At 42.5% G+C, this 19,943-nt stretch carries 19 protein-coding genes; 14 read left to right on the top strand and 5 right to left on the bottom strand.

Annotation, left to right across the window (positions count from 1 at the left end; genetic code table 11):
- The first annotated feature begins 126 nt into the window (after positions 1 to 126).
- From rpsF to mtgA, 4 genes are all read left to right on the top strand, one after another.
- On the top strand, positions 127 to 495 hold the full coding sequence (gene rpsF / locus MTO98_RS25005; protein ID WP_243481712.1) for a 30S ribosomal protein S6: 369 nt from the start codon (positions 127 to 129) through the stop codon (positions 493 to 495).
- The gene (gene rpsR, locus MTO98_RS25010) at positions 495 to 758 is read left to right on the top strand and encodes a 30S ribosomal protein S18 (protein ID WP_022833472.1); all 264 of its coding nucleotides are present in this window, start codon (positions 495 to 497) and stop codon (positions 756 to 758) included. Before rpsF ends, rpsR begins: the two co-directional genes overlap by 1 nt.
- Positions 759 to 773: 15 nt before the next feature.
- Positions 774 to 1,217, top strand: coding sequence for a 50S ribosomal protein L9 (gene rplI / locus MTO98_RS25015; protein ID WP_243481713.1), 444 nt, complete (start codon positions 774 to 776; stop codon positions 1,215 to 1,217).
- Between the two features lie 330 nt (positions 1,218 to 1,547).
- Positions 1,548 to 2,216, top strand: coding sequence for a monofunctional biosynthetic peptidoglycan transglycosylase (mtgA, locus tag MTO98_RS25020; RefSeq protein ID WP_371825435.1), 669 nt, complete (start codon positions 1,548 to 1,550; stop codon positions 2,214 to 2,216).
- A gap of 264 nt (positions 2,217 to 2,480) precedes the next feature.
- On the opposite strand, the gene msrA is transcribed toward mtgA, so the two are convergent.
- Entirely contained in the window at positions 2,481 to 2,972 is a 492-nt protein-coding gene (msrA, locus tag MTO98_RS25025; protein WP_243481714.1) for a peptide-methionine (S)-S-oxide reductase MsrA, read from the bottom strand.
- A 232-nt stretch (positions 2,973 to 3,204) separates the two neighbouring features.
- Here msrA and MTO98_RS25030 point away from each other — a divergent pair, with 232 nt between their 5' ends.
- Positions 3,205 to 4,293: an alpha/beta hydrolase gene (locus MTO98_RS25030; RefSeq protein WP_243481715.1), complete on the top strand. Its 1,089-nt coding sequence runs from the start codon at positions 3,205 to 3,207 to the stop codon at positions 4,291 to 4,293.
- 12 nt (positions 4,294 to 4,305) lie between these two features.
- Here MTO98_RS25030 and MTO98_RS25035 read toward each other — a convergent pair whose 3' ends face one another.
- From MTO98_RS25035 to MTO98_RS25045, 3 genes are all read right to left on the bottom strand, one after another.
- Positions 4,306 to 4,917 carry a YdeI family protein gene (locus MTO98_RS25035; protein WP_243481716.1) on the bottom strand — a complete coding sequence of 204 codons (612 nt, stop codon included), beginning with the start codon at positions 4,915 to 4,917 and terminating at the stop codon, positions 4,306 to 4,308.
- A 501-nt stretch (positions 4,918 to 5,418) separates the two neighbouring features.
- Positions 5,419 to 7,230 (bottom strand): translational GTPase TypA, encoded by a 1,812-nt coding sequence (typA, locus tag MTO98_RS25040; protein WP_110583072.1) that lies wholly within the window; start codon positions 7,228 to 7,230, stop codon positions 5,419 to 5,421.
- Positions 7,231 to 7,348: 118 nt separating this feature from the next.
- On the bottom strand, positions 7,349 to 8,164 hold the full coding sequence (locus MTO98_RS25045; protein WP_243481717.1) for an esterase family protein: 816 nt from the start codon (positions 8,162 to 8,164) through the stop codon (positions 7,349 to 7,351).
- A 137-nt stretch (positions 8,165 to 8,301) separates the two neighbouring features.
- Between MTO98_RS25045 and MTO98_RS25050 the strand changes: the two genes are divergently transcribed.
- The 7 genes from MTO98_RS25050 (at position 8,302) to MTO98_RS25080 (ending at position 17,484) form a co-directional block, all read left to right on the top strand.
- Positions 8,302 to 9,009, top strand: coding sequence for an alpha/beta fold hydrolase (locus MTO98_RS25050; RefSeq protein ID WP_243481718.1), 708 nt, complete (start codon positions 8,302 to 8,304; stop codon positions 9,007 to 9,009).
- 116 nt (positions 9,010 to 9,125) lie between these two features.
- Positions 9,126 to 10,283 carry a RimK family alpha-L-glutamate ligase gene (locus MTO98_RS25055; RefSeq protein WP_243481719.1) on the top strand — a complete coding sequence of 386 codons (1,158 nt, stop codon included), beginning with the start codon at positions 9,126 to 9,128 and terminating at the stop codon, positions 10,281 to 10,283.
- Between the two features lie 140 nt (positions 10,284 to 10,423).
- Complete coding sequence (locus MTO98_RS25060) at positions 10,424 to 11,521, top strand: carboxylate-amine ligase (RefSeq protein ID WP_243481720.1); 1,098 nt, start codon at positions 10,424 to 10,426, stop codon at positions 11,519 to 11,521.
- Positions 11,522 to 11,581: 60 nt separating this feature from the next.
- Positions 11,582 to 12,415 carry a type 1 glutamine amidotransferase gene (locus MTO98_RS25065; RefSeq protein ID WP_243481721.1) on the top strand — a complete coding sequence of 278 codons (834 nt, stop codon included), beginning with the start codon at positions 11,582 to 11,584 and terminating at the stop codon, positions 12,413 to 12,415.
- Between the two features lie 132 nt (positions 12,416 to 12,547).
- Positions 12,548 to 13,741 carry a hypothetical protein gene (locus MTO98_RS25070; RefSeq protein WP_243481722.1) on the top strand — a complete coding sequence of 398 codons (1,194 nt, stop codon included), beginning with the start codon at positions 12,548 to 12,550 and terminating at the stop codon, positions 13,739 to 13,741.
- 59 nt (positions 13,742 to 13,800) lie between these two features.
- Positions 13,801 to 13,962, top strand: coding sequence for a FeoB-associated Cys-rich membrane protein (locus tag MTO98_RS25075; protein ID WP_091218164.1), 162 nt, complete (start codon positions 13,801 to 13,803; stop codon positions 13,960 to 13,962).
- A 66-nt stretch (positions 13,963 to 14,028) separates the two neighbouring features.
- Entirely contained in the window at positions 14,029 to 17,484 is a 3,456-nt protein-coding gene (locus MTO98_RS25080; protein WP_243481723.1) for a glycosyltransferase, read from the top strand.
- A gap of 54 nt (positions 17,485 to 17,538) precedes the next feature.
- Here MTO98_RS25080 and MTO98_RS25085 read toward each other — a convergent pair whose 3' ends face one another.
- The gene (locus MTO98_RS25085; RefSeq protein WP_243481724.1) at positions 17,539 to 18,693 is read right to left on the bottom strand and encodes a DUF3095 domain-containing protein; all 1,155 of its coding nucleotides are present in this window, start codon (positions 18,691 to 18,693) and stop codon (positions 17,539 to 17,541) included.
- A gap of 170 nt (positions 18,694 to 18,863) precedes the next feature.
- Between MTO98_RS25085 and MTO98_RS25090 the strand changes: the two genes are divergently transcribed.
- Together MTO98_RS25090 and MTO98_RS25095 are read left to right on the top strand one after the other, a co-directional pair.
- Positions 18,864 to 19,214 carry a VOC family protein gene (locus MTO98_RS25090; RefSeq protein ID WP_243481725.1) on the top strand — a complete coding sequence of 117 codons (351 nt, stop codon included), beginning with the start codon at positions 18,864 to 18,866 and terminating at the stop codon, positions 19,212 to 19,214.
- Between the two features lie 135 nt (positions 19,215 to 19,349).
- A complete protein-coding gene (locus MTO98_RS25095) occupies positions 19,350 to 19,922 on the top strand; it encodes a thermonuclease family protein (protein ID WP_243481726.1) in 573 nt (190 codons plus the stop codon).
- Positions 19,923 to 19,943: the final 21 nt, after the last annotated feature.

The following is a 19,943-nucleotide window of genomic DNA, read 5'->3' on the forward strand; positions in this document are numbered from 1 at the left end:
AGTTATAAGTTTTAAAAATACCGGTAAATAGTTATCAACCAGTATCAACATTGATTTGAAAATTACAAAACTATTTGTACATTTGCAGCCCCGTAATAGCGGGTAAATAATTAAAAATCAAGTATAATGCAACAGTACGAAATCGTGATCGTTCTAACCCCGTTGCTTTCAGAAGAGATTGCTAAAGAGGCAAATGCCAAATACAGCAAAGTTCTTACTGATGGCGGAGCCGAAATTGTCCAGGAGGATAATTGGGGTTTGAGAAAATTAGCGTACCCTATCCAAAAGAAAACTACAGGGTACTATCACTTAACTGAATTTAAGGCTCCGGGTGAATTAATTAACAAATTGGAGATAGAGTTAAGGCGCGATGAGCGTGTTTTGCGTTTCCTGACCATTGCTTTGGATAAACATGCCATTGCTTACAATGACAAAAAACGTAGCGGTGCTTTTAACAAAAAACCAGCAGCTAAAGCAGAGGAGGCAGCAAACTAATGGCTAACGAACAAATTAAATACGTTACCGCTCCCAAAGTGGAGGATAACCGTAAAAAATACTGCCGTTTCAAAAAGAATGGTATCAAGTATATTGATTACAAAGACGCAAACTTTTTATTAAAGTTCATTAACGATCAGGGTAAAGTATTACCACGTCGTTTAACTGGTACTTCATTAAAGTTTCAGCGTAAAGTGGCTCAGGCTGTTAAACGCGCACGTCACATCGGTTTATTACCTTACGTTACAGATTCATTAAAATAATAGGAGATTTAAGAAATGGAAGTTATTTTAAAACAAGATGTAAAAAACCTGGGTGATAAAGACGATATCGTAAATGTGAAACCAGGTTATGGCCGTAACTACCTTTTACCAAAAGGCTACGCCATATTAGCTACTGAAAGTGCACGTAAAGTTTTAGCCGAAAACCTTAAACAAGCTCAATTTAAGCAAGAAAAAATCCGCAAGGATGCTGATGCTATTGCAGCCCGTTTAGAAGGTGTTAAACTGAACATTGGTGCTAAAGCCGGCGAAACTGGCAAAATCTTCGGTGCTATCAACACTATCCAAATTGCTGATGCATTGAAAAAAGAAGGTTTTGACGTTGACCGTCGCCGTATCACTTTTGACCAGGAGCCAAAATTTGTTGGTGAGTATGTTGCCAACATTAACCTGCACAAAGAAGTTAAAGTACAGGTTCCGTTTGCAGTAGTAGCGGAATAATTATATTTCGGAATTCGGATTTAAGATTTCGGATTTTGAAAAATTTAAACAGGTGTTTTGTTAATTCAAAACACCTGTTTTTTTATGATCAGAATTAAATAAAAACAAATCCGAAATCGAAAATTTGAAATCCGAAATCGAGAATATTTATTTCGGATTACTGGAAAAAATTTAGAATTTTAGAGGGTGCTTTGCTTATGTGAAGCACTCTCTTTTTTTAAAGGAAATATTATAACAGTGTTAAAGTTTTTCAGCAAAAACAACCAGAAGTCAAAGTCGGATAAGCGGAACTCCAAATCGGAATCGAAATTTTATGGTATTCCTAAACTCATATTCAGGATTTTCAAACTGGCATTCATTCTATTTTTTGGTTTAAGTCTGCTGGGTGTAATCGGCTACCGTTTTATTAACCCTCCTTTTACCTGGTTGATGATTGAGCGCGGTTTTCAGCGCAAATCGGCAGGTAAGGAATGGAAGATAGATAAAAAGTGGAAGGATTTTGACGACATCTCCGACAATATGAAACGTGCTGCCGTTGCTGCCGAAGACCAAACATTTTTGGAGCACCACGGCTTCGACTTTAACGCTATCGAAAAAGCCATCGAAAAAAACTCGCATAGCAAAAAACTTATTGGCGGCAGTACCATATCGCAACAGGTGGCTAAAAATGTTTTCCTGTGGGAAGGTCGTTCCCTGCTCCGTAAAGGCATTGAAGCCTATTTTACTGTACTGATAGAAACCTTCTGGAGCAAAAAGCGCATTATGGAGGTTTACCTCAATGAAATTGAAATGGGCGATGGCATTTACGGTGTGGAAGCTGCTTCACAAGCCTATTTCCACAAATCGGCATCTGATTTAACCCGGCAGGAAGCTGCGGCCATAGCGGTGATTTTCCCAAGCCCGTTGAAATGGTCTGCCACTAACCCTACCAAATATTTAAGGCACAGGCAGTACCTGATCATGAAGAATATGAAAAGACTGGGACCTTTGGATTTTTAAGCCTTCCTGAAGCTACTAAGGTGTACGCATCTTATCAACGAATATCGATCAATAAAATCGAATGTCATTTCGACGAACCAGTTTGGCAATGCGTGGGCGCAGTGAGGAGAAATCTTATACCTCCTGCTCTGAACCTTACTCACGGCTCTACAGGGCGTATAAGATTTCTCTTTCGCCCTACTCCTCGGCCCTACCCCGCTCAATCGAAATGACATTTTTCTTTATTTAAAAAGATGTCATTTATTTAACACCTTCTTTTATCAATTAGCTCAATTTCCAATCGGGCCTTTCAAAGTGACAGGTATAACCGTATGGATTTTTCTGAAGATAATCCTGGTGTTCGGCTTCCGCATTCCAAAAGTCAGTTGCAGGTACTACTTCGGTAACGATTTTTCCCGGCCATACGCCAGAGGCTTCCATCTCTGCAATCAACTCATTTGCTACCTCATGCTGGCTTTCATTCAAATAAAAAATAGCCGAGCGATAAGAAGTTCCAATATCATTCCCCTGCCTGTTCCTTGTTGTTGGATCGTGGATCTGGAAAAAATACTCGAGAAGTTTACGGTAAGATAATAGAGCAGGGTCAAATTCAATCTCAATCCCTTCAGCATGTGTTCCATGGTTTCGATAAGTTGCATTAGGTACATCCCCACCTGTATACCCCACTACAGTAGAAATAACACCTGGATAATGCCTGATCAACTCTTCTACTCCCCAAAAGCAACCGCCTGCCAAAATGGCTTTTTCTGTATTCATAAGGCTTTATATTTAATTAAATAAAGGTAAGGCACAAACGTGCAAATGACAAAAGATAGATGGATGAGATCTGTATGCTCACGGTCATTATTTACTATCGTCTGATCGAAGTTACCCTATCGCTAAACTTCGACCAGTGAAAGTTAAACTTAGACCAGCCTCCGTATTTATTTCATCAGCGCTGTAACCTTTTGTAAATTAACGTTATCTTAATTTATATGATCATACCGCCATGTTTAAAAAAAACTTAAAACTCAGCACAATCCTTTTTGCTTCTATCTTTTTTGCAAACATTGTAGTCGCCCAGGTTAAAAGCACATCCCCTACTACATTTACAGATAAAGACATGGTACAGTGGGATTACAGTTCAAAAGTTATTGGCGAGGATTATACCATATATGTGCATTTCCCTCCGGGTTACGATACCACCAAAACCAAATATCCGGTACTATACATGACCGACGGCGACTGGAACATGACAGTAGCCATGAACTGCTTCAATATGCTCAGGCAGGATTATGAAACCACCGAAGCACTCATTGTAGGCATAGGCTACGGCGAGCGCACTAACCAACGGAGCCGCGACCTGAACCCGGCAACCGGCGGACCAAAATTCATTTCATTTATTGAGCAGGAGGTAATCCCGTTTATACAAAGTAAATACCGTGTAAGCGATAATAAAGCCTTATACGGCTATTCGTACGGAGGCATGTTTACCACTATGGTATTATTTGAGCATCCCAACCTGTTTAACATGATCTTTATAGGTGCACCCGGTAATGGAGGTAACGAACTGATCCCGTCGGCAAAAAAATATTTCGCCAATAACCATGATCTTAACAGCCGGGTATTTTTGGGAGTTGGCTCTTTTGAGCATACCACAGCCAAAAATATCGAAGATTTTAAGGTATACATGGAAAGCCAGCACTGCAAAGGTTTGGATATAGCTACGGCAATTACTCCTAACGCCGGGCATGGAGCAGCCTTAGCCCAGGTAATGCAAAACGCTATTGCTTTTGCATATTGTAAAAAACATAAGGAGATAAGCATACCAGTTAAAGACCTGCAACAGTATACCGGCACTTATATTATACCAGGCGATACTACTAAAAGCCAATTCAAACTGTACGTAACGGATAATAAACTTTATTTTGCAAACAACGGCCAACCGCCAATAGTCTTTGTACCATTTGCCAAAGATTCATTTTTCATGCTCGAAAACGAAAGGGATGAAGTATTTTTCCATACTGAAGGAGGCAAAATGTATATACTTTACAGCCCTCTACATGAAAAACCAACCCGGCTGGATAAAGTAAATTAAACCAATTCACTTCTATTTATACTTCCAGTGCCTCGATTTACCTTCTGCCAGCCACTCAGCGGCTGTTTCCATGCGCTTAAAGCGGGTAGCTTCGGTCTTGGCTTCAGTTATCCACTCTATATATTCCTTTTTCTGCGAATAACTAAACTGGTTCAGGTTAAGCCAGGCTTGCGGATGATCCTCTAAAAATTTCACAAAGTAATCTGGCACTAACAATTCGTCCCGTTGGGCAGGCGACTTTTTCACGGAGGCTGGCCTTACCTTGTTATCCTCATTTAAGATTATGGCCTGGTGTATAAACTCAATAAGCACTTCTTTTGGCGGCAGGTCATCAATACTCGTTAACCGGCCAAAGCTGCCTGCTGCCTGCTCGGCCAGACTCAATACTTTTTCCGGATCATACAATAACGACGTTTTCCAAAACCCAAATGAGCAATGCTGTTTAAAAGCAGCCATATTACAAACCACACCTTTGTGATCAAAAAATGGCATGCTCCATTTCATGGTTTCGGTTATCGTGGGCGAGGCCTCATGCACCACATCCCGCAAATAGTTTAAAATTGGCTTTGCAAAATCAGGCGATTTTTCAATGTAGGCATCAATCCGGCTATCGTAATGTTCCATAAAACTAAAGTTAGTAATTTCAACGGAGATCTAAATATGGCAATCTTGGGGGAGCATCGCTTTTACAACAGGGGGCACCTACGGAGCCGAAAAATTGGTTTGCTTTCTTCTATAAACGCGATACCCCTCCGGGTAATGTCATTAAGTTAAGGGAAATTCCACCACAGGGGGACAGGTTTATAGTAATATCATACACCGAAAATAACCGTGTTAGAGGAGCGGAACACTCAGAGTTGTGTACCTCTGGCACACCAAGACAAACAAATCTTTAATTTCTACAAACCTTTTGCACCTCTGGTGCAACCTGTCAATCCCTTAACTTAATGACATTACCCAGAGGGATAATTCTTCATAATTGTTTTACACTCCATAGGAGTGACGTGTTTATAGCAGAATATAAAAGCTGTATTTGGCTCCTTAGGTGTCTGTTATTGATAATATTATACAAACAAAAAAGCCCTCCGGTTAACCGGAGGGCTTCATATACTTATTTATCAAATATTATTGGCTGATAAATTTCTTAGCGTTGATCTTACGTTCGTTTTCGTTAAGAAAGATCTTACGTAAGCGGATGCTTTGCGGTGTAACCTCAATATACTCATCGGCCTGGATATACTCCATTGATTCCTCTAAAGAGAATTTGATAGCCGGAGCAATACGTACGTTGGTATCGCTACCTGATGCACGCATGTTGGTTAACTGCTTGCCTTTAGTTAAGTTAATAACCAAATCGTTATCGCGGATGTGCTCGCCTAAAACCTGGCCTTCATAGATATCAACTCCCGGATCAACGTGGAACCTGCCACGATCCTGTAATTTATCAATAGCGAAAGCAGTAGTTTTACCTGTATCCATTGATACCAATACACCATTTAAACGGCCCGGGATCTGACCTTTCCATGGTTCGTATGCTTTGAAACGGTGTGCCATGATAGCCTCACCACCTGTTGCAGTTAATACGTTGTTACGTAAACCGATGATACCGCGTGCAGGGATATCAAACTCAAGGTGTTGCAGATCGCCTTTAGGCTCCATGATCAACAGATCACCTTTACGTTGGGTTACCAGCTCAATTACTTTACCGGCAACATCGCCCGGTACGTCAACAATAAGGGTTTCAACCGGCTCACATTTAACACCGTTGATTTCTTTAACGATAACCTGTGGCTGACCAACCTGCAATTCGTAACCTTCACGACGCATAGTTTCGATCAATACCGACAAGTGAAGGATACCACGGCCATACACTAAGTATGAATCAGGCGATTCGGTTTCAACAACCTTAAGCGCCAGGTTTTTTTCCATCTCTTTGTATAAACGGTCGCGCAGGTGACGTGAAGTAACAAATTTACCTTCTTTACCAAAGAAAGGTGAAGTATTGATGGTGAACAACATATTCATTGTTGGCTCATCAATTTTAATTACTTCCAGTTGTTCAGGATTTTCAAAATCGGCAATGGTATCGCCAATATCAAAGCCTTCAATACCTACTACGGCGCAGATATCACCCGAACTAACTTCAGTAGCACGTACTTTACCTAAACCTTCAAAAGTATAAAGTTCTTTAATTCTTGATTTTTGGATAGTGCCATCGCGTTTTACCAATGATACCGGCTGGTTTTCTTTGATAGTACCACGGGCAACCCTGCCGATAGCGATACGGCCTACGAAAGATGAATAATCTAACGAAGTGATCTGCATCTGTAAAGTACCTTCAGCAATAGGTGCAGGAGGAATATTTTCCAGAATAGCATCCATCAACGGGAAAATATCCGTTGTTGGTTTTTTATAATCTGTGCTCATCCAGCCTTGTTTTGATGAACCGTAGATAACCGGGAAGTCCAGTTGCTCTTCAGTTGCTTCAAGGTTGAAGAATAATTCAAAAATTTGTTCGTAAACTTCTTCGGGGCGGCAGTTCTCTTTATCAACTTTGTTTACAACCACAATTGGCTTAAGGCCTAAAGCCAATGCTTTTTGAGTTACAAAACGTGTTTGAGGCATAGCACCTTCAAAAGCGTCGCAAAGTAACAATACACCGTCGGCCATTTTCAATACACGCTCAACCTCGCCACCAAAATCGGCGTGACCAGGGGTATCGATAATGTTGATCTTAACATCTTTATACCTTACAGATACGTTTTTTGAAACGATGGTGATACCACGCTCACGTTCAAGATCGTTATTGTCGAGGATCAACTCTCCGGTTTGCTCATTGTCCCTGAAAATGGCACAGCTGTGCAGAATTTTATCAACCAAAGTAGTTTTACCGTGGTCAACGTGCGCAATGATTGCGATATTTCTTATTTTTTGCATGAAAATGCTCCCTAAAATTTGGCGCAAAGGTACACTTAATATATGAGATTATAAAGCGTTTACAAGTTATAGTTGATAATTAATGTAATCAAAGTATCAAAAGACGAGTTGCTTCACCCTATCTCCCAAAAGCCCAAACCAAAAACTTACCCATTGCGCGGCCCCAGGTAGCGGTATCATGGGTACCTCCTACTACTTCAACATATTGAATTTCTTCCGGGCGTTTAAAACCTTGGGCTTCCATCTCCCTGATCAGGTCGATGGTATCATCAATAGCATCAATAATGCCGTTCTTATTCCGGTCGCTGGTTTCATCTTTGGTACCGGTTTGCAGCCAGGCGCTGATAGCCGGTTTAGTTTTAGTTTCCCTTATTACCTGGTGCATCAGCCTGTCGGCCTCTGTATAACCTTTGGCAAGGTCTTTCCCCCGCCACCAAAATGAGCCAGAAAAAACGCCGGCCTTATTAAACAATGCCGGATTGTTCCAAACAATATCGAAAGCCGATAAACCGCCAAGCGAAAAACCAGCGAATGCAGTTATATCAAATTCATTAAAACCCGTCAATTGCTCTAATTGAGGCAACAATTCTTCTTTTATAAATTGCGTATAGATATCGGCTTTAGCCCCCCTGCCTTTAAAATCCGGTTTACCGGTAATACCATATTCATCCAGGCGGTCATCACCGGCATGTATGGCCACAATCAATACCGGTTTAAGGCGATTGGTATTATATAATGTTTCGAGCGTTGTCTTTAATCCAAGATTTTCAAGTTCCTGGCCGTCGTTAAGCAGCAGCAGGTTCAAAGGCTCGGCAATATCGCTATCTTCCGGTTTCAGGATGGTTAAAGTTACTTCCCGCCCAAGCAGTGCAGAGGTTATATTTATATCTTGTTCGGTTATCGTCATTTCAGTATCAAGCCAGCCCGGGTACATCTCTTTCTAAATTAAAATTAAGGGCGCAAAAATAAGCTATACTTTTTACTTTTTAGGGCTAAGGATTAATATTATCAGGCTGTTGCCTTTTTCAAACAAACCTCCTAACTTACAATCATTATAAAAACTACACTACTTTGACCGAAAAATTTCACCGCTGGCACTCCCCCAACACCAACACCGACCTCGAAATGCTGGTTTTCGGCGACCGCGGTTATCCTGTGATCGTTTTTCCTACAACCAAAGGCCGCTATTACCAAAATAAAGATTTCGGCCTCATCCAAAGTGTAAAATGGTTTGTTGACAATGGCCTGGTGAAGATCTACTGTCCTGATACCATTGATGACCGCAGCTGGTACAATAAAGGTATCCACCCTGCCGACAGGGCCAAAACCTATGCCGGGTATGACCGTATGTTGCAGAATGAACTTATTCCCTGGGCTATGCATGAAACGGGGGTTGGCAAAGTAGCCCTTGCCGGTTGTAGTTTCGGCGGATACCATGCAGCCAATTTCGCGTTTAAGCACCCCGAAAAAGTAAGGCATTTATTTACTATGGGCGGAGCTTTTGATATTAAAATGTTTACGGATGGTTACTATGACGACAATATCTTCTATAACAATCCTGTCGACTTTTTGCCGGGCAGCAACCATCATGACCTTTGGCAAATGAATATTATTCTTGGCACGTCCGAGCATGACATTTGCAAAGGATATAACATCCAGCTTTCAAACATTTTAAAGCAAAAAAACATTAAACATTGGCTGGATATCCGCCCGTTTGCCAATCATGACTGGCCCATCTGGCGTGAAATGTTCCCACACTACTTATCAACCATAAAGTAGAGAATCAGGAAATCAAGAGTCAAGAAGCAAGAAAAAAAAAGAGAATTTAAGAAGCAGGAGGCAAGATATAACAAACTGAAACCCCAAAGAAAAACAAACATAAAACACCTATTACCATGAAAAAAATTGGCATCTTATTCGGACAGGAAGATTCGTTTCCGCAAGCATTTGTGGACCGCGTAAACCAAAAAGCAGAAAAAGGCATCAGTGCTGAATTTGTACGGCTCGATAAGGTTATGCAAGCCGAACCGCTTGACTATGCAGTGATCGTCGACCGTATTTCGCAGGATGTGCCCTACTATCGCGCAGCCTTAAAAAATGCCGCCATTTGCGGTACTGCCGTAATCAACAATCCATTTTGGTGGAGTGCCGACGAAAAGTTTTTCAACAACGCCCTCGCCGTAAAAATTGGCGTACCTGTACCTAAAACGGTGATCCTGCCGTCAAAGGAACTGCCCGATGATACCACCAATAAATCGTTCCGTAACCTGGCTTACCCCTTGGATTGGAATGGAATTTTCAATTATGTAGGCTTTCCGGCCTATATGAAACCATTTGACGGCGGCGGCTGGAAAGAAGTTTACAAGCTGGAAAACGAAAAGGATTTTTTTAGCAAATACGATAAAACCAAGCAATATGTAATGATGCTGCAGGAAGAGATTGTTTTTGACGATTACTTTCGCTGCTATTGCATTGGCGGCAAGCATGTACGCATTATGCAGTACGAGCCGCGCAACCCGCATCACCTGCGTTATGAGCATGGCAAGGCACCGGCATCCAAAAAGCTACTGGATACCATTAAAGATTATGTAATTAAACTAAACCAATATTTAGGTTACGATTTTAATACTGTGGAGTTTGCTGTACGCAACGGCATCCCATACGCCATCGACTTTTGCAATCCTGCCCCCGATGCCGAAGTTACCAGCGTAGGTCAGGAAAACTTTGAATGGGTGGTTGAAACCGCCGCCAATTACGCTATTGAACGCGCCAAAGGTCAAAAAGACGGACTGGACAACCTTACCTGGGGCGAGTTTGTAAAAACATCAGCAGCAAAAACACCGCTGGTAGCAGCTGTAAAAAAAGCTGCTGTTAAAGTTGATGTTTCGGTAACTGCGGTTGATCATACTATTGAAGCGGAAGGGAAAGTGAAAAAAGCTAAAGCGGTTAAAGCGCCGGTTGTAAAAGCCACTGCTGTAAAAGAACCAGTAGTAAAAGCGACTGCCGTAAAAGAAAAAGCAGCAGCCAAGCCTAAAAAGGCTACTAAAAAATAGGGTATGTGCGATTCCCCTCTCGAGAGGGGTGTAGGGGTTTGTTATCGCGTGTAGAAACACACCCCTTCCATCACACCGCCCAACGCGCCCCCTCTCAAGAGGGGAGTTTTGAAGAAGAAGAGTAATAACCCTAACCAATTATGAACGAATTTACCTTAGGTGTTGAAGAAGAATTTATGGTGATTGATCCCGTATCGAGGGAGTTAAAATCGCATGAGCAAAGAATTGTGGATGCTGCTCAAAAAATCCACGAAGACCAGGTAAAGGCCGAAATGCACCAGGCTGTGGTTGAGGTAGGTACTCATATTTGCCGCAATACAGAAGAGGCCCGCCAAGAGGTAGGGAAGCTTCGTACTACCGTAGCTCAACTGGCCGGCGACATTGGCTTGCGCATCGGCGCTGCAGGTACACACCCCTTTTCGCACTGGCAACATCAGTTGATAACCGACCATCCAAGGTATTTTGAAATTGTAGATGAAATGCAGGAGGCCGCACGCTCAAACCTTATTTTTGGGTTACATGTACACGTGGGGATCCAGTCGCGGGATATGGCTATACACATCGCCAACCAGGTACGGTACTTTTTGCCGCACGTATATGCACTTTCAACCAATTCGCCCTTTTGGGAAGGACGAAATACCGGATTTAAATCATTCCGTACCAAGGTTTTTGATAAGTTTCCGCGTACGGGCATTCCCGATTATTTCAGCAGCATTGAGGAGTATGACCGTTATATTAAACTACTGGTAAAAACCAATTGTATTGATAACGCCAAAAAAATCTGGTGGGATATCCGGGTACACCCCTTCTTTGAAACCATTGAGTTCCGTATTTGCGACTGCCCCATGCTGGTAGACGAAACCATTGCTTTTACCGCTTTATTTCAGGCTTTATGCGCTAAGTTGTATAAACTCAGAGCACAAAACATGAAGTTCATCAATTATTCGCGGGCGCTCATCAATGAAAATAAATGGCGTGCGGCCCGTTACGGTATCGACGGTAAAATGATAGATTTTGGTAAGGAAATGGAGGTAAACACCCGTTCGCTGATACTGGAACTACTTGATTTTGTAGACGATGTGGTTGATGAGCTCGGCTCGCGCGATGACCTGCAATATGTACATAATATACTGGAGCATGGCACCGGCGCCGACAGGCAACTGGCTATTTATAATCAAAACAATAACTTTGCCGATGTGGTGGATTATATAACATCGCAAACGTTGAAGGGGATTTAAGAGCCCCACCCAAACCCTCCCCTAAAGGGAGAGGGCTTTAAAAAATAAGGCATAAGAAACATGACGGAGAAACCGGAAATAAAAGTAGCCATACTTGATCTGTATGATGGGATAGCGAACGAGGGTATGCGCGGCTTCCAGGATATTTTGAAGCGATATAGAACTAAACACGATCTGAATTTAAGTTACCAGATCTTTGATGTTCGCCGTAAGTGCGAGATGGCAAACCTCGACTTTGATATTTACATTTCAAGCGGTGGCCCCGGTAATCCACTGGAAACCGAAGGTACCGAATGGGAAAAGAAATATTTTAACCTGGTTGATAAACTGGAAGACCATAACCTATCCAACAACAGCAACAAAAAACACGTTTTTTTTGTGTGCCACTCTTTTCAGCTGATGTGCCGCCGTTATAAACTGGGCGATATCAATATGCGCCGGTCGCCCTCATTTGGGGTACTGCCTGTTAATAAAACTGAGCTGGGTTTGAGTGAGCCGTTATTTGAAGGTTTGGCCGAACCTTTTTATGCTGTTGATTCGCGCAGCTGGCAGGTGATCAATCCGGATGAAAAACGTTTTGAAGAACTGGGCATGCAACTGGTGGCAATCGAAAAAGAACGCCCGCATATCGATTTACCAAGGGCGATGATGGCCATCAGGTATAACGATTATTTCTTTGCCACACAATTTCACCCCGAAGCCGATGCAGGGGGCATGAAAGGGATGCTGCTTCGCGAAGAAAAAAAACAGGAAGTGATCAGTGAGCATGGCGAGGTTAAATATAAAGAGATGCTGGAACGCCTCGACGATCAGGATAAAATAACACACACCCAACATACGCTGATCCCTAATTTTTTAGATGCAGCCGTAGAAAGTGTATTGGGTGTGGTATAATTATAATGCTATATATAACGCTATATCATTGCGAGCGCAGCGTGGCAACCGCATGCTATACAGAGCGGTCGCGCTTCCGTGCGATTGCTTCGTCGTTCCTCCTCGCAATGACATGGTTAATATGAATCACCTATGAATCCATCAGTCAGAAAAACATTTAACGGAAAATTCAGCGACGAGAAATACAGTCAATTTCTGGATAAGCTCAATAATGACTTAAAAGAACCTGTTCCTTTCCGCGTAGCGGAAACACCCGTTTTTTTGACTGCTGATTTTCGCGATAAACTCATAGCCGCCGGAGATAATATTGTTGGTACCATCCTGAAACCCAATTTCAAAGAACTTACCGAACGCGCCATTCCTGATTTTTGGCGGGTAGCCAATGAAAATGATCATCCCCATTTTATTGCCCTTGATTTTGGCATCTGTAAAGATGAGCAGGGAAATATCGTACCCAAACTGATCGAATTGCAGGGCTTCCCTTCACTTTATGGTTTCCAGGTGCATTTGGGCGACACTTACCGCGATGTTTATGATCTCCCTGCTGATGAAACCACTTTTTTTAGCGGATTGAATAAAGAAAGCTATCTCGATCTGCTTAAAAAAACGATTCTCGGCCCCTACCAGCCCGATGAAGTTGTGCTGATGGATGTTAATGCCCCGGAGCAAAAAACGGCGGTCGATTTTTATCTTACCCAAAAGTACATCGGCACACCGGTGGTATCTTTAAGCGATCTGATCCAGGATGGCAAAAAGCTCTACTACATGGCCGGCGATGAAAAGAAACAGATCAAACGCATTTACAACCGTTTGATATTTGATGAGATAGCCGGAGATCCGGAGATCTTTACCAAAGTTGCCGATATCAGGCAGCCTCTTGAGGTTGAGTGGATCACGCATCCTAACTGGTTTTATCGTATCAGTAAATTCACCATGCCTTTTTTAACGGGCGATTACATCCCCAAAACGCAGTTTTTGCACCAGATAGCACAAATTCCTACAGATTTAGAAAACTATGTACTAAAACCGTTGTTCTCCTTTGCAGGTCAGGGCGTAATTATTGATCTTAGTAAAGATGACGTACAAGCCATTACAGATCCGGAGAATTGGATTTTACAGCAAAAGGTAAATTACGAACCTGTTGTACAATCGCCGGAGGGGGGCGTAAAGGCCGAGATCAGGCTGCTTTACCTTTGGCCCGATGGGGATCAAAAACCAACGCTTGCCATTAACCTTGCACGGTTAAGCCGCGGAAAAATGATAGGCGTACGTTATAACAAGGATTTTAACTGGGTTGGCGGCACAATTGCTTTTATGCCCCGTTAAACTTTGTACTAATTACCCTGTCTGTACGTATATATTAAATAATGCTTAATTTTGTCTTTATGAATATGCAGATCATCATTATCGCGATACTTTTTGCAGGCGCTGTTTTCTACATCGGCCGTATGATGTATAGGGCTCTTACAACCAAAAAAAGCTGTGGCGGCAATTGTAAATGCGGTGTTGATTTTTCGGGTATTGAACCTGGAAAAACCGCTAAATAATGCTAAATTCCCATTTCATACAATCTTCATAACAAACCAATACTTTTAGTAAAGTAATTTCTCTTAATGTCGTCAAGCAAGCAAGTTTTTCAGGCTGATAACCCCGGTAGGTGGAACCGTTTTAAATGGTTAAGCCGTATACTACTGGCTGCATTGGTTATTGGTATTATAGCCGTAATTGTAACTATCCGCTCTACATATTACCCCGAACTCCCCAACCTTAATCCGGCTCCTAAAAAAATGACCAGGGAGGAGCTTGAGAAGTTAAAACAGTCAACAAAATTCAAATCGTTCAAAATTCAAAAATCTGAGATAGAAGCTCTTGAACGCGCAAAAAAACTTCATCAGATTAAGCAACCCAACAATAAAGACCGCATCAATGCCGCGTTTTACCGTGCATGGGAACCACAGGCCTATAACTCACTGGTAGTGAACATTGGCCACCTGGATATGGTGGTAAGCGAAGGTTTTTTTATAGCACCAAAGGTTGATACCGTAATTACCAAGCTGGATACCGGTTTAATGAACCTCAACAAAAAGTACAACAAACCAATTGTTGTTTCGCTGTCAAATTATGTAAATTATGATAATGCGCATGGTGGCTACGATACTAAGGATGTTGACCGTATTGTTAACAGCAAGGCCCTTCGCACTAATTTCATCAACAGCATAGTTAATGCGCTAACCAAAAACAAGCTAAAAGGCATCAATGTTGATTTTGACGAGCTTAAAGACCGTAACAGCAAAAACTATATAGCGTTTCAAAAAGAGCTTTATGAAACGCTGCATGCCAAAGGCTTACTCGTTACGCAAAACGTAGTACCTGAAGACGAAACTTTTGACATTACCAAGCTGCAACATGTGAACGATTTCCTGTTCATCATGGCTATTGATGAACATTATGAAGCCACAAATGCCGGCGACCTTTCAAACCAGCGCTGGGTTGAGCAGATCCTGGATGACGTATGTTCAAAAGTTCCGTCAGAAAAAATAATTTTAACTTTTGCAGGCGGTGCCTATGACTGGCGTGAAAACAGCGTAGGCAAAACAATGGGATATCAGCAGGCTATCAGTACTGCCGATGAACAAAAAAGCAAGATCACTTTCGACCCAAATTCGGCCAACCTGCATTATACCTATATGGACAAGGATAGCCTTGACCATACTGTTTATTTTACTGATGCCGCTACTAATTTTAACGTGATCCGCATGGCCGACGACTGGGCAACCGGCGGCGTAGCACTATGGCGTTTAGGTGCAGAAGACCCGCGCTTGTGGACCTTCTTTCAGAAAAACCTGTCGATAGATTCTTTGAAAAAAACCGGTATCGACATGCGCAAACTCACCTCGGTAGGTTTAAACAACCGCGTAAATGTTGACTATGACGGCGATGGCGAGGTACTTGACCTCATCACAACGCCTACCACCGGCGAGATCAATGTAAAGATGGATACTTCCACATTTACTATTCTTGATCAGCATTACATCAAGCTTCCAACTAAATACGTTATCCGCAGGTACGGTTACGCCCCTAAAAAAGTGGTTTTAACTTTCGACGACGGGCCCGATCCTGACTTTACCCCCCGTATTTTAGATATCCTTAAGGCCGAAAAAGTACCTGCAGCTTTCTTTGTGGTTGGTTCGATGGCTGAGAAGAATATACAACTGCTGAGGCGTGAGTATGAGGAAGGCTATGAAATAGGTAACCACACCTTCTTCCACCCTGATATTTCAACCATTAGTTTAAAAAGGGTGATACTGGAGCTTAACTCCACCCGTAAACTTATTGAATCGGTAACAGGCAGGAGCACTATATTGTTCCGCCCGCCTTTTAACGCCGATGCCGAACCGCAAACACTTGCCGAGGTTATCCCGGTTGCTGAAAGCCGCCGCCAAAGCTATATCACCATTGGCGAATCTATCGACCCATGGGATTGGCAGCCCGGCGTAACTGCCGACAGCATTATTGCCCGTACCATCAGGCAAAAAGATAACGGATCAATGATATTGCTGCATGATGCCGGTGGCGATACCCGCGAAGAAACTGTTAAAGCCCTGCCTGCAATCATCCATTACTTTAAATCGCACGGATACCAGTTCACCACCATTGCCGATGTGCTTGGCAAAACCAAGGATGACCTGATGCCGCCGATTAAAAATGACCCAAGCACAGGTATTTTCGGTCCGGCTTATGATGTTTTTGTTCACGGTTATTACTATATCAACTGGGCCCTGATCTATGTATTCCTGTCGGCCATATTCCTGGCCATTGGCCGTATTGTACTTATAGGCATTTTAGCTATAAGACAACGAAGCGTTGACAAAAAATCTAAAAAACTTGACCGTGATAAAGATGTGATGCCTCCGGTAAGCATCATTGTGCCGGCCTACAACGAGGAGGTTAACGCGGTAGCAACCATTCAAAGCCTGCTCAAAACCGACTATCCATCATTCGAGATCATTTTTATTGATGATGGATCAAAAGATAAAACTTTTGAGGTTGTAGAAGCTGCTTATAAAGGCAATCCGCTTATCAAAATATTAACCAAAGCAAACGGAGGTAAGGCGTCGGCATTAAACTTCGGCATTACCCATGCACAAAATGATTTTGTGGTTTGTATTGATGCCGATACCCAGCTTAAAACTGATGCTGTTTACCAGTTGATGACCTACTTTACCGATGAGGAAATAGGTGCCGTAGCCGGAACGGTTAAAGTTGGCAACGAAACCAATGTCATTACGCGCTGGCAATCCATAGAGTATATTACAGCGCAAAATATGGACCGCCGTGCTTTCGATTTGATCAATAGTATTACTGTTGTACCGGGGGCAATTGGCGCATTCCGTAAATCGGCTATTTTCCGTGCAGGCGGCTTCACTTATGATACCCTTGCCGAGGATTGTGATTTAACTATGCGCATCCTAAAACAAGGCTATGTGGTGCGCAACTGCGCCGAAGCCATTGCCTATACCGAAGCGCCTGAAAGTATCAATATGTTACTTAAACAGCGTTTCCGCTGGAGTTTTGGTGTAATGCAAAGCTTCTGGAAAAACCGAGATGCGCTGTTTAACAAAAAATATAAGTTTTTTGGAATGGTGGGGATGCCTAACATCCTTATTTTCCAGATCATATTACCGCTGTTCTCCCCTCTTGCCGATCTGATGATGCTGTTTGCACTGTTTGGCGAAAAACCGGAGAAGATGCTGCTTTACTATGTAGCCTTTGTAGTGGTTGATTTTATTGTTGGTATCATCGCTTTCCGCATGGAAAAGGAGGATTACAAAAAACTTGTGTACATCATTCCGCAGCGGTTTATGTGGCGGCAGCTGATGTACTATGTACTGTTTAAATCACTGCGAAAAGCTTTAAAAGGAGAGCTGAGCGGATGGGGCGTACTTAAGCGTACCGGCAATGTAAAAGTTGATGGCTCGGGAGGTAAAAAAGCGCAGCCAATTTATATAGTTATCGGCGTTGCAATAATTGCCGTGATAGGATATCTGCTGTACAAGCATTTTAGTTAGCATACTAAACGCTATTCATAACAAAAGCCGCTGCTTATAAACAGCGGCTTTTTTTTATGAGCCCGCCAGTTTCTTTTTAATAAAGCCGGCGGCCTTGGTATATCCCCCTTCCGATCCATCTACAAAATGAATATGTCCATCCTCCAGGTCGCGCACATAGCATGACATTACCGATTCGCGGCTTACATGGAAACCAAAATACAGCTCGCCGTTATTTTCAAGTTGGGTTAATACTTCCTGCAGCTTTTTCCTTTGCGCCGACGTACCCGATATCACGGTATTGATCTTACCGTCGATAACCAGCGTATCCGACATTTCAACAAGGCGATTCAGGTAATGCCTACCTTTTTTTGTATTGAAATAAATATAGACATACAGCATTACCATCCACTCTTTGATCAGCTCTATCACTTTTATCTTGCCCAGTTTTACTTTCATCTCTCTGCCAAGCCTGTCGAAAGTTGATTTAAGCTTAAGTTTTGGAACTGATATAGGCTGCCGCTTTTCCGAATCGCCGTAAATTTCATCAATATAACAAACCACCTTTTTGAAAACACCGGCTTGCTTATTTTCCTCGCGGGCAACTACCAGCAGGGATATTACTTCATCTGTGTTTTCGGGCGGAGGGATCTTGTCCCAGCGGCATTGCATACCGGTAAGGTCAAGTTCACCTTCTTGCGCCATGTAGTCAAACGATTCGCCTTCCCGCCCCTTTATCACCTTCTCGGCATAGCTTAATCCGTTGCCCAGGATAATAGGTATTGTAAAATTGCCCGAAGTACAATATTTGCTGATGCAAAGCTTGTGCCCCTGTTCATAAACCTTACTAACAGGCACAATACCCGTACGAAGCTCAAGATCGAAATTTTTACGGGTATTGTCCTTATACAAAGCCAGCGCCTGCATCACCACATCAACAATAGGCTCCGGAACTATGAACGTTGCGCCATCACCACCAAAAAAGAATGGCACAGTTATGTTATGTTTAAAAGCAATATTAAGTACCGATACGATGCTGCCTGTAGCCACAAAATTCACGTTTTCGTGCTGCCCGTTGTTTACGGCTATGGTGCTTCCTTTAATATCAGTAATGATGATATGCCAGTCGGCAGGTACTTTATCAAATAACTCATCTTTAATAAAAAGCTCACCAAGGGGTATGGTGTTCACTTTCAGGTTGGAATAAAAATTCTGGTTGGTGGCGGGCATTTTTCCTTAAATAAAAAACAGGCTGATTATGTTTTAAAGATCGGGTTCAATTACGAAAAATGATACAGTATCGATGCAAAAAATATTTTTATTGTTGTGATTTTTCAAAGATAAGTTCGACATTCAACGCGGGTTAAACCTACCCGATATAAACCATCAACGCTAAACAAATGAAAGCTATCGAAATTATTTCCATTCCTGTAACCGATCAACAGGCGGCCAAATCCTTTTACCTGAAATTAGGTTTTGAAATTATGATTGAAGCCAACTTTGAAAAACAAACCTGGATCCAGATGTCATTCCCGGGCTCGCCGGTTTCTATCACACTGGTAAACTGGTTTCCGGAAATGCCCGCAGGGAGTGTACGTGGCCTGGTGATTAAAACCGACGATCTGGACAAAGAAATAGAAGAACTAAGGGTAAAAGGCCTCGAAGTGGCCGACGCGGAAAAAACGCCATGGGGTAGGTTTGCTACCGTTAAAGACCCCGACGGAAATGCGCTCAGTTTGCATGGGAAATAATTAATTTCAGATGTGCAGATTGTTTGCTGATCAATAAGCTTAATCAAATCGCCTGCACATTTGTACATATAAAATCCACACATCAATAAATTCATCTGCATATTTGCACATCTGAAATCTGCACATCCACAGCACATGCTAAAAAAATACTCCGCGCTCTTGTTTATTCTTTTGGTTTTATGGGGTTGTAATCCTAATAATACCAAACAACCCGATGCCGATGTTTATAAGGTTGTAAAGGTAAAAGACGGCGATACTTTAGGTTTGCTTAGTAACGATAACCAACAGGTTACTGTAAGGCTTGCCGAAATTGACTGTCCCGAAAAATCACAGGCCTTTGGGCAGGCGGCTAAAAAATTCACGTCCGACCTGTGCTTTGGTAAAGAGGTAAAATTAATAGGCCATGAGCATGACCGCTATGGCCGTACAGTTGCACAAGTGGTACTTACCAATGGTACAAACATAAATTACGCGCTGGTAAAAAACGGTTACGCCTGGCAATACAAAGCCTACTCCAAAAACGCCGAACTGGCTGCATTAGAACAGCAGGCTCGTGAAAACAAGCTCGGCTTGTGGCAGGATCCCAACCCAACCCCACCATGGGATTTCCGAAGGGAAAAGAAACAGCCCAAAACAGACTCACTTCAAACCCCAAAACCTAAAAAACATTATCACAAGCGTAAGCCAAAACTTGAATATGCAGCCTAAATAGTTAACTTTAGGGGCATA

The sequence above is a fragment of the Mucilaginibacter sp. SMC90 genome, from assembly GCF_022811725.1.
In the GTDB taxonomy this organism is placed as follows: domain Bacteria; phylum Bacteroidota; class Bacteroidia; order Sphingobacteriales; family Sphingobacteriaceae; genus Mucilaginibacter.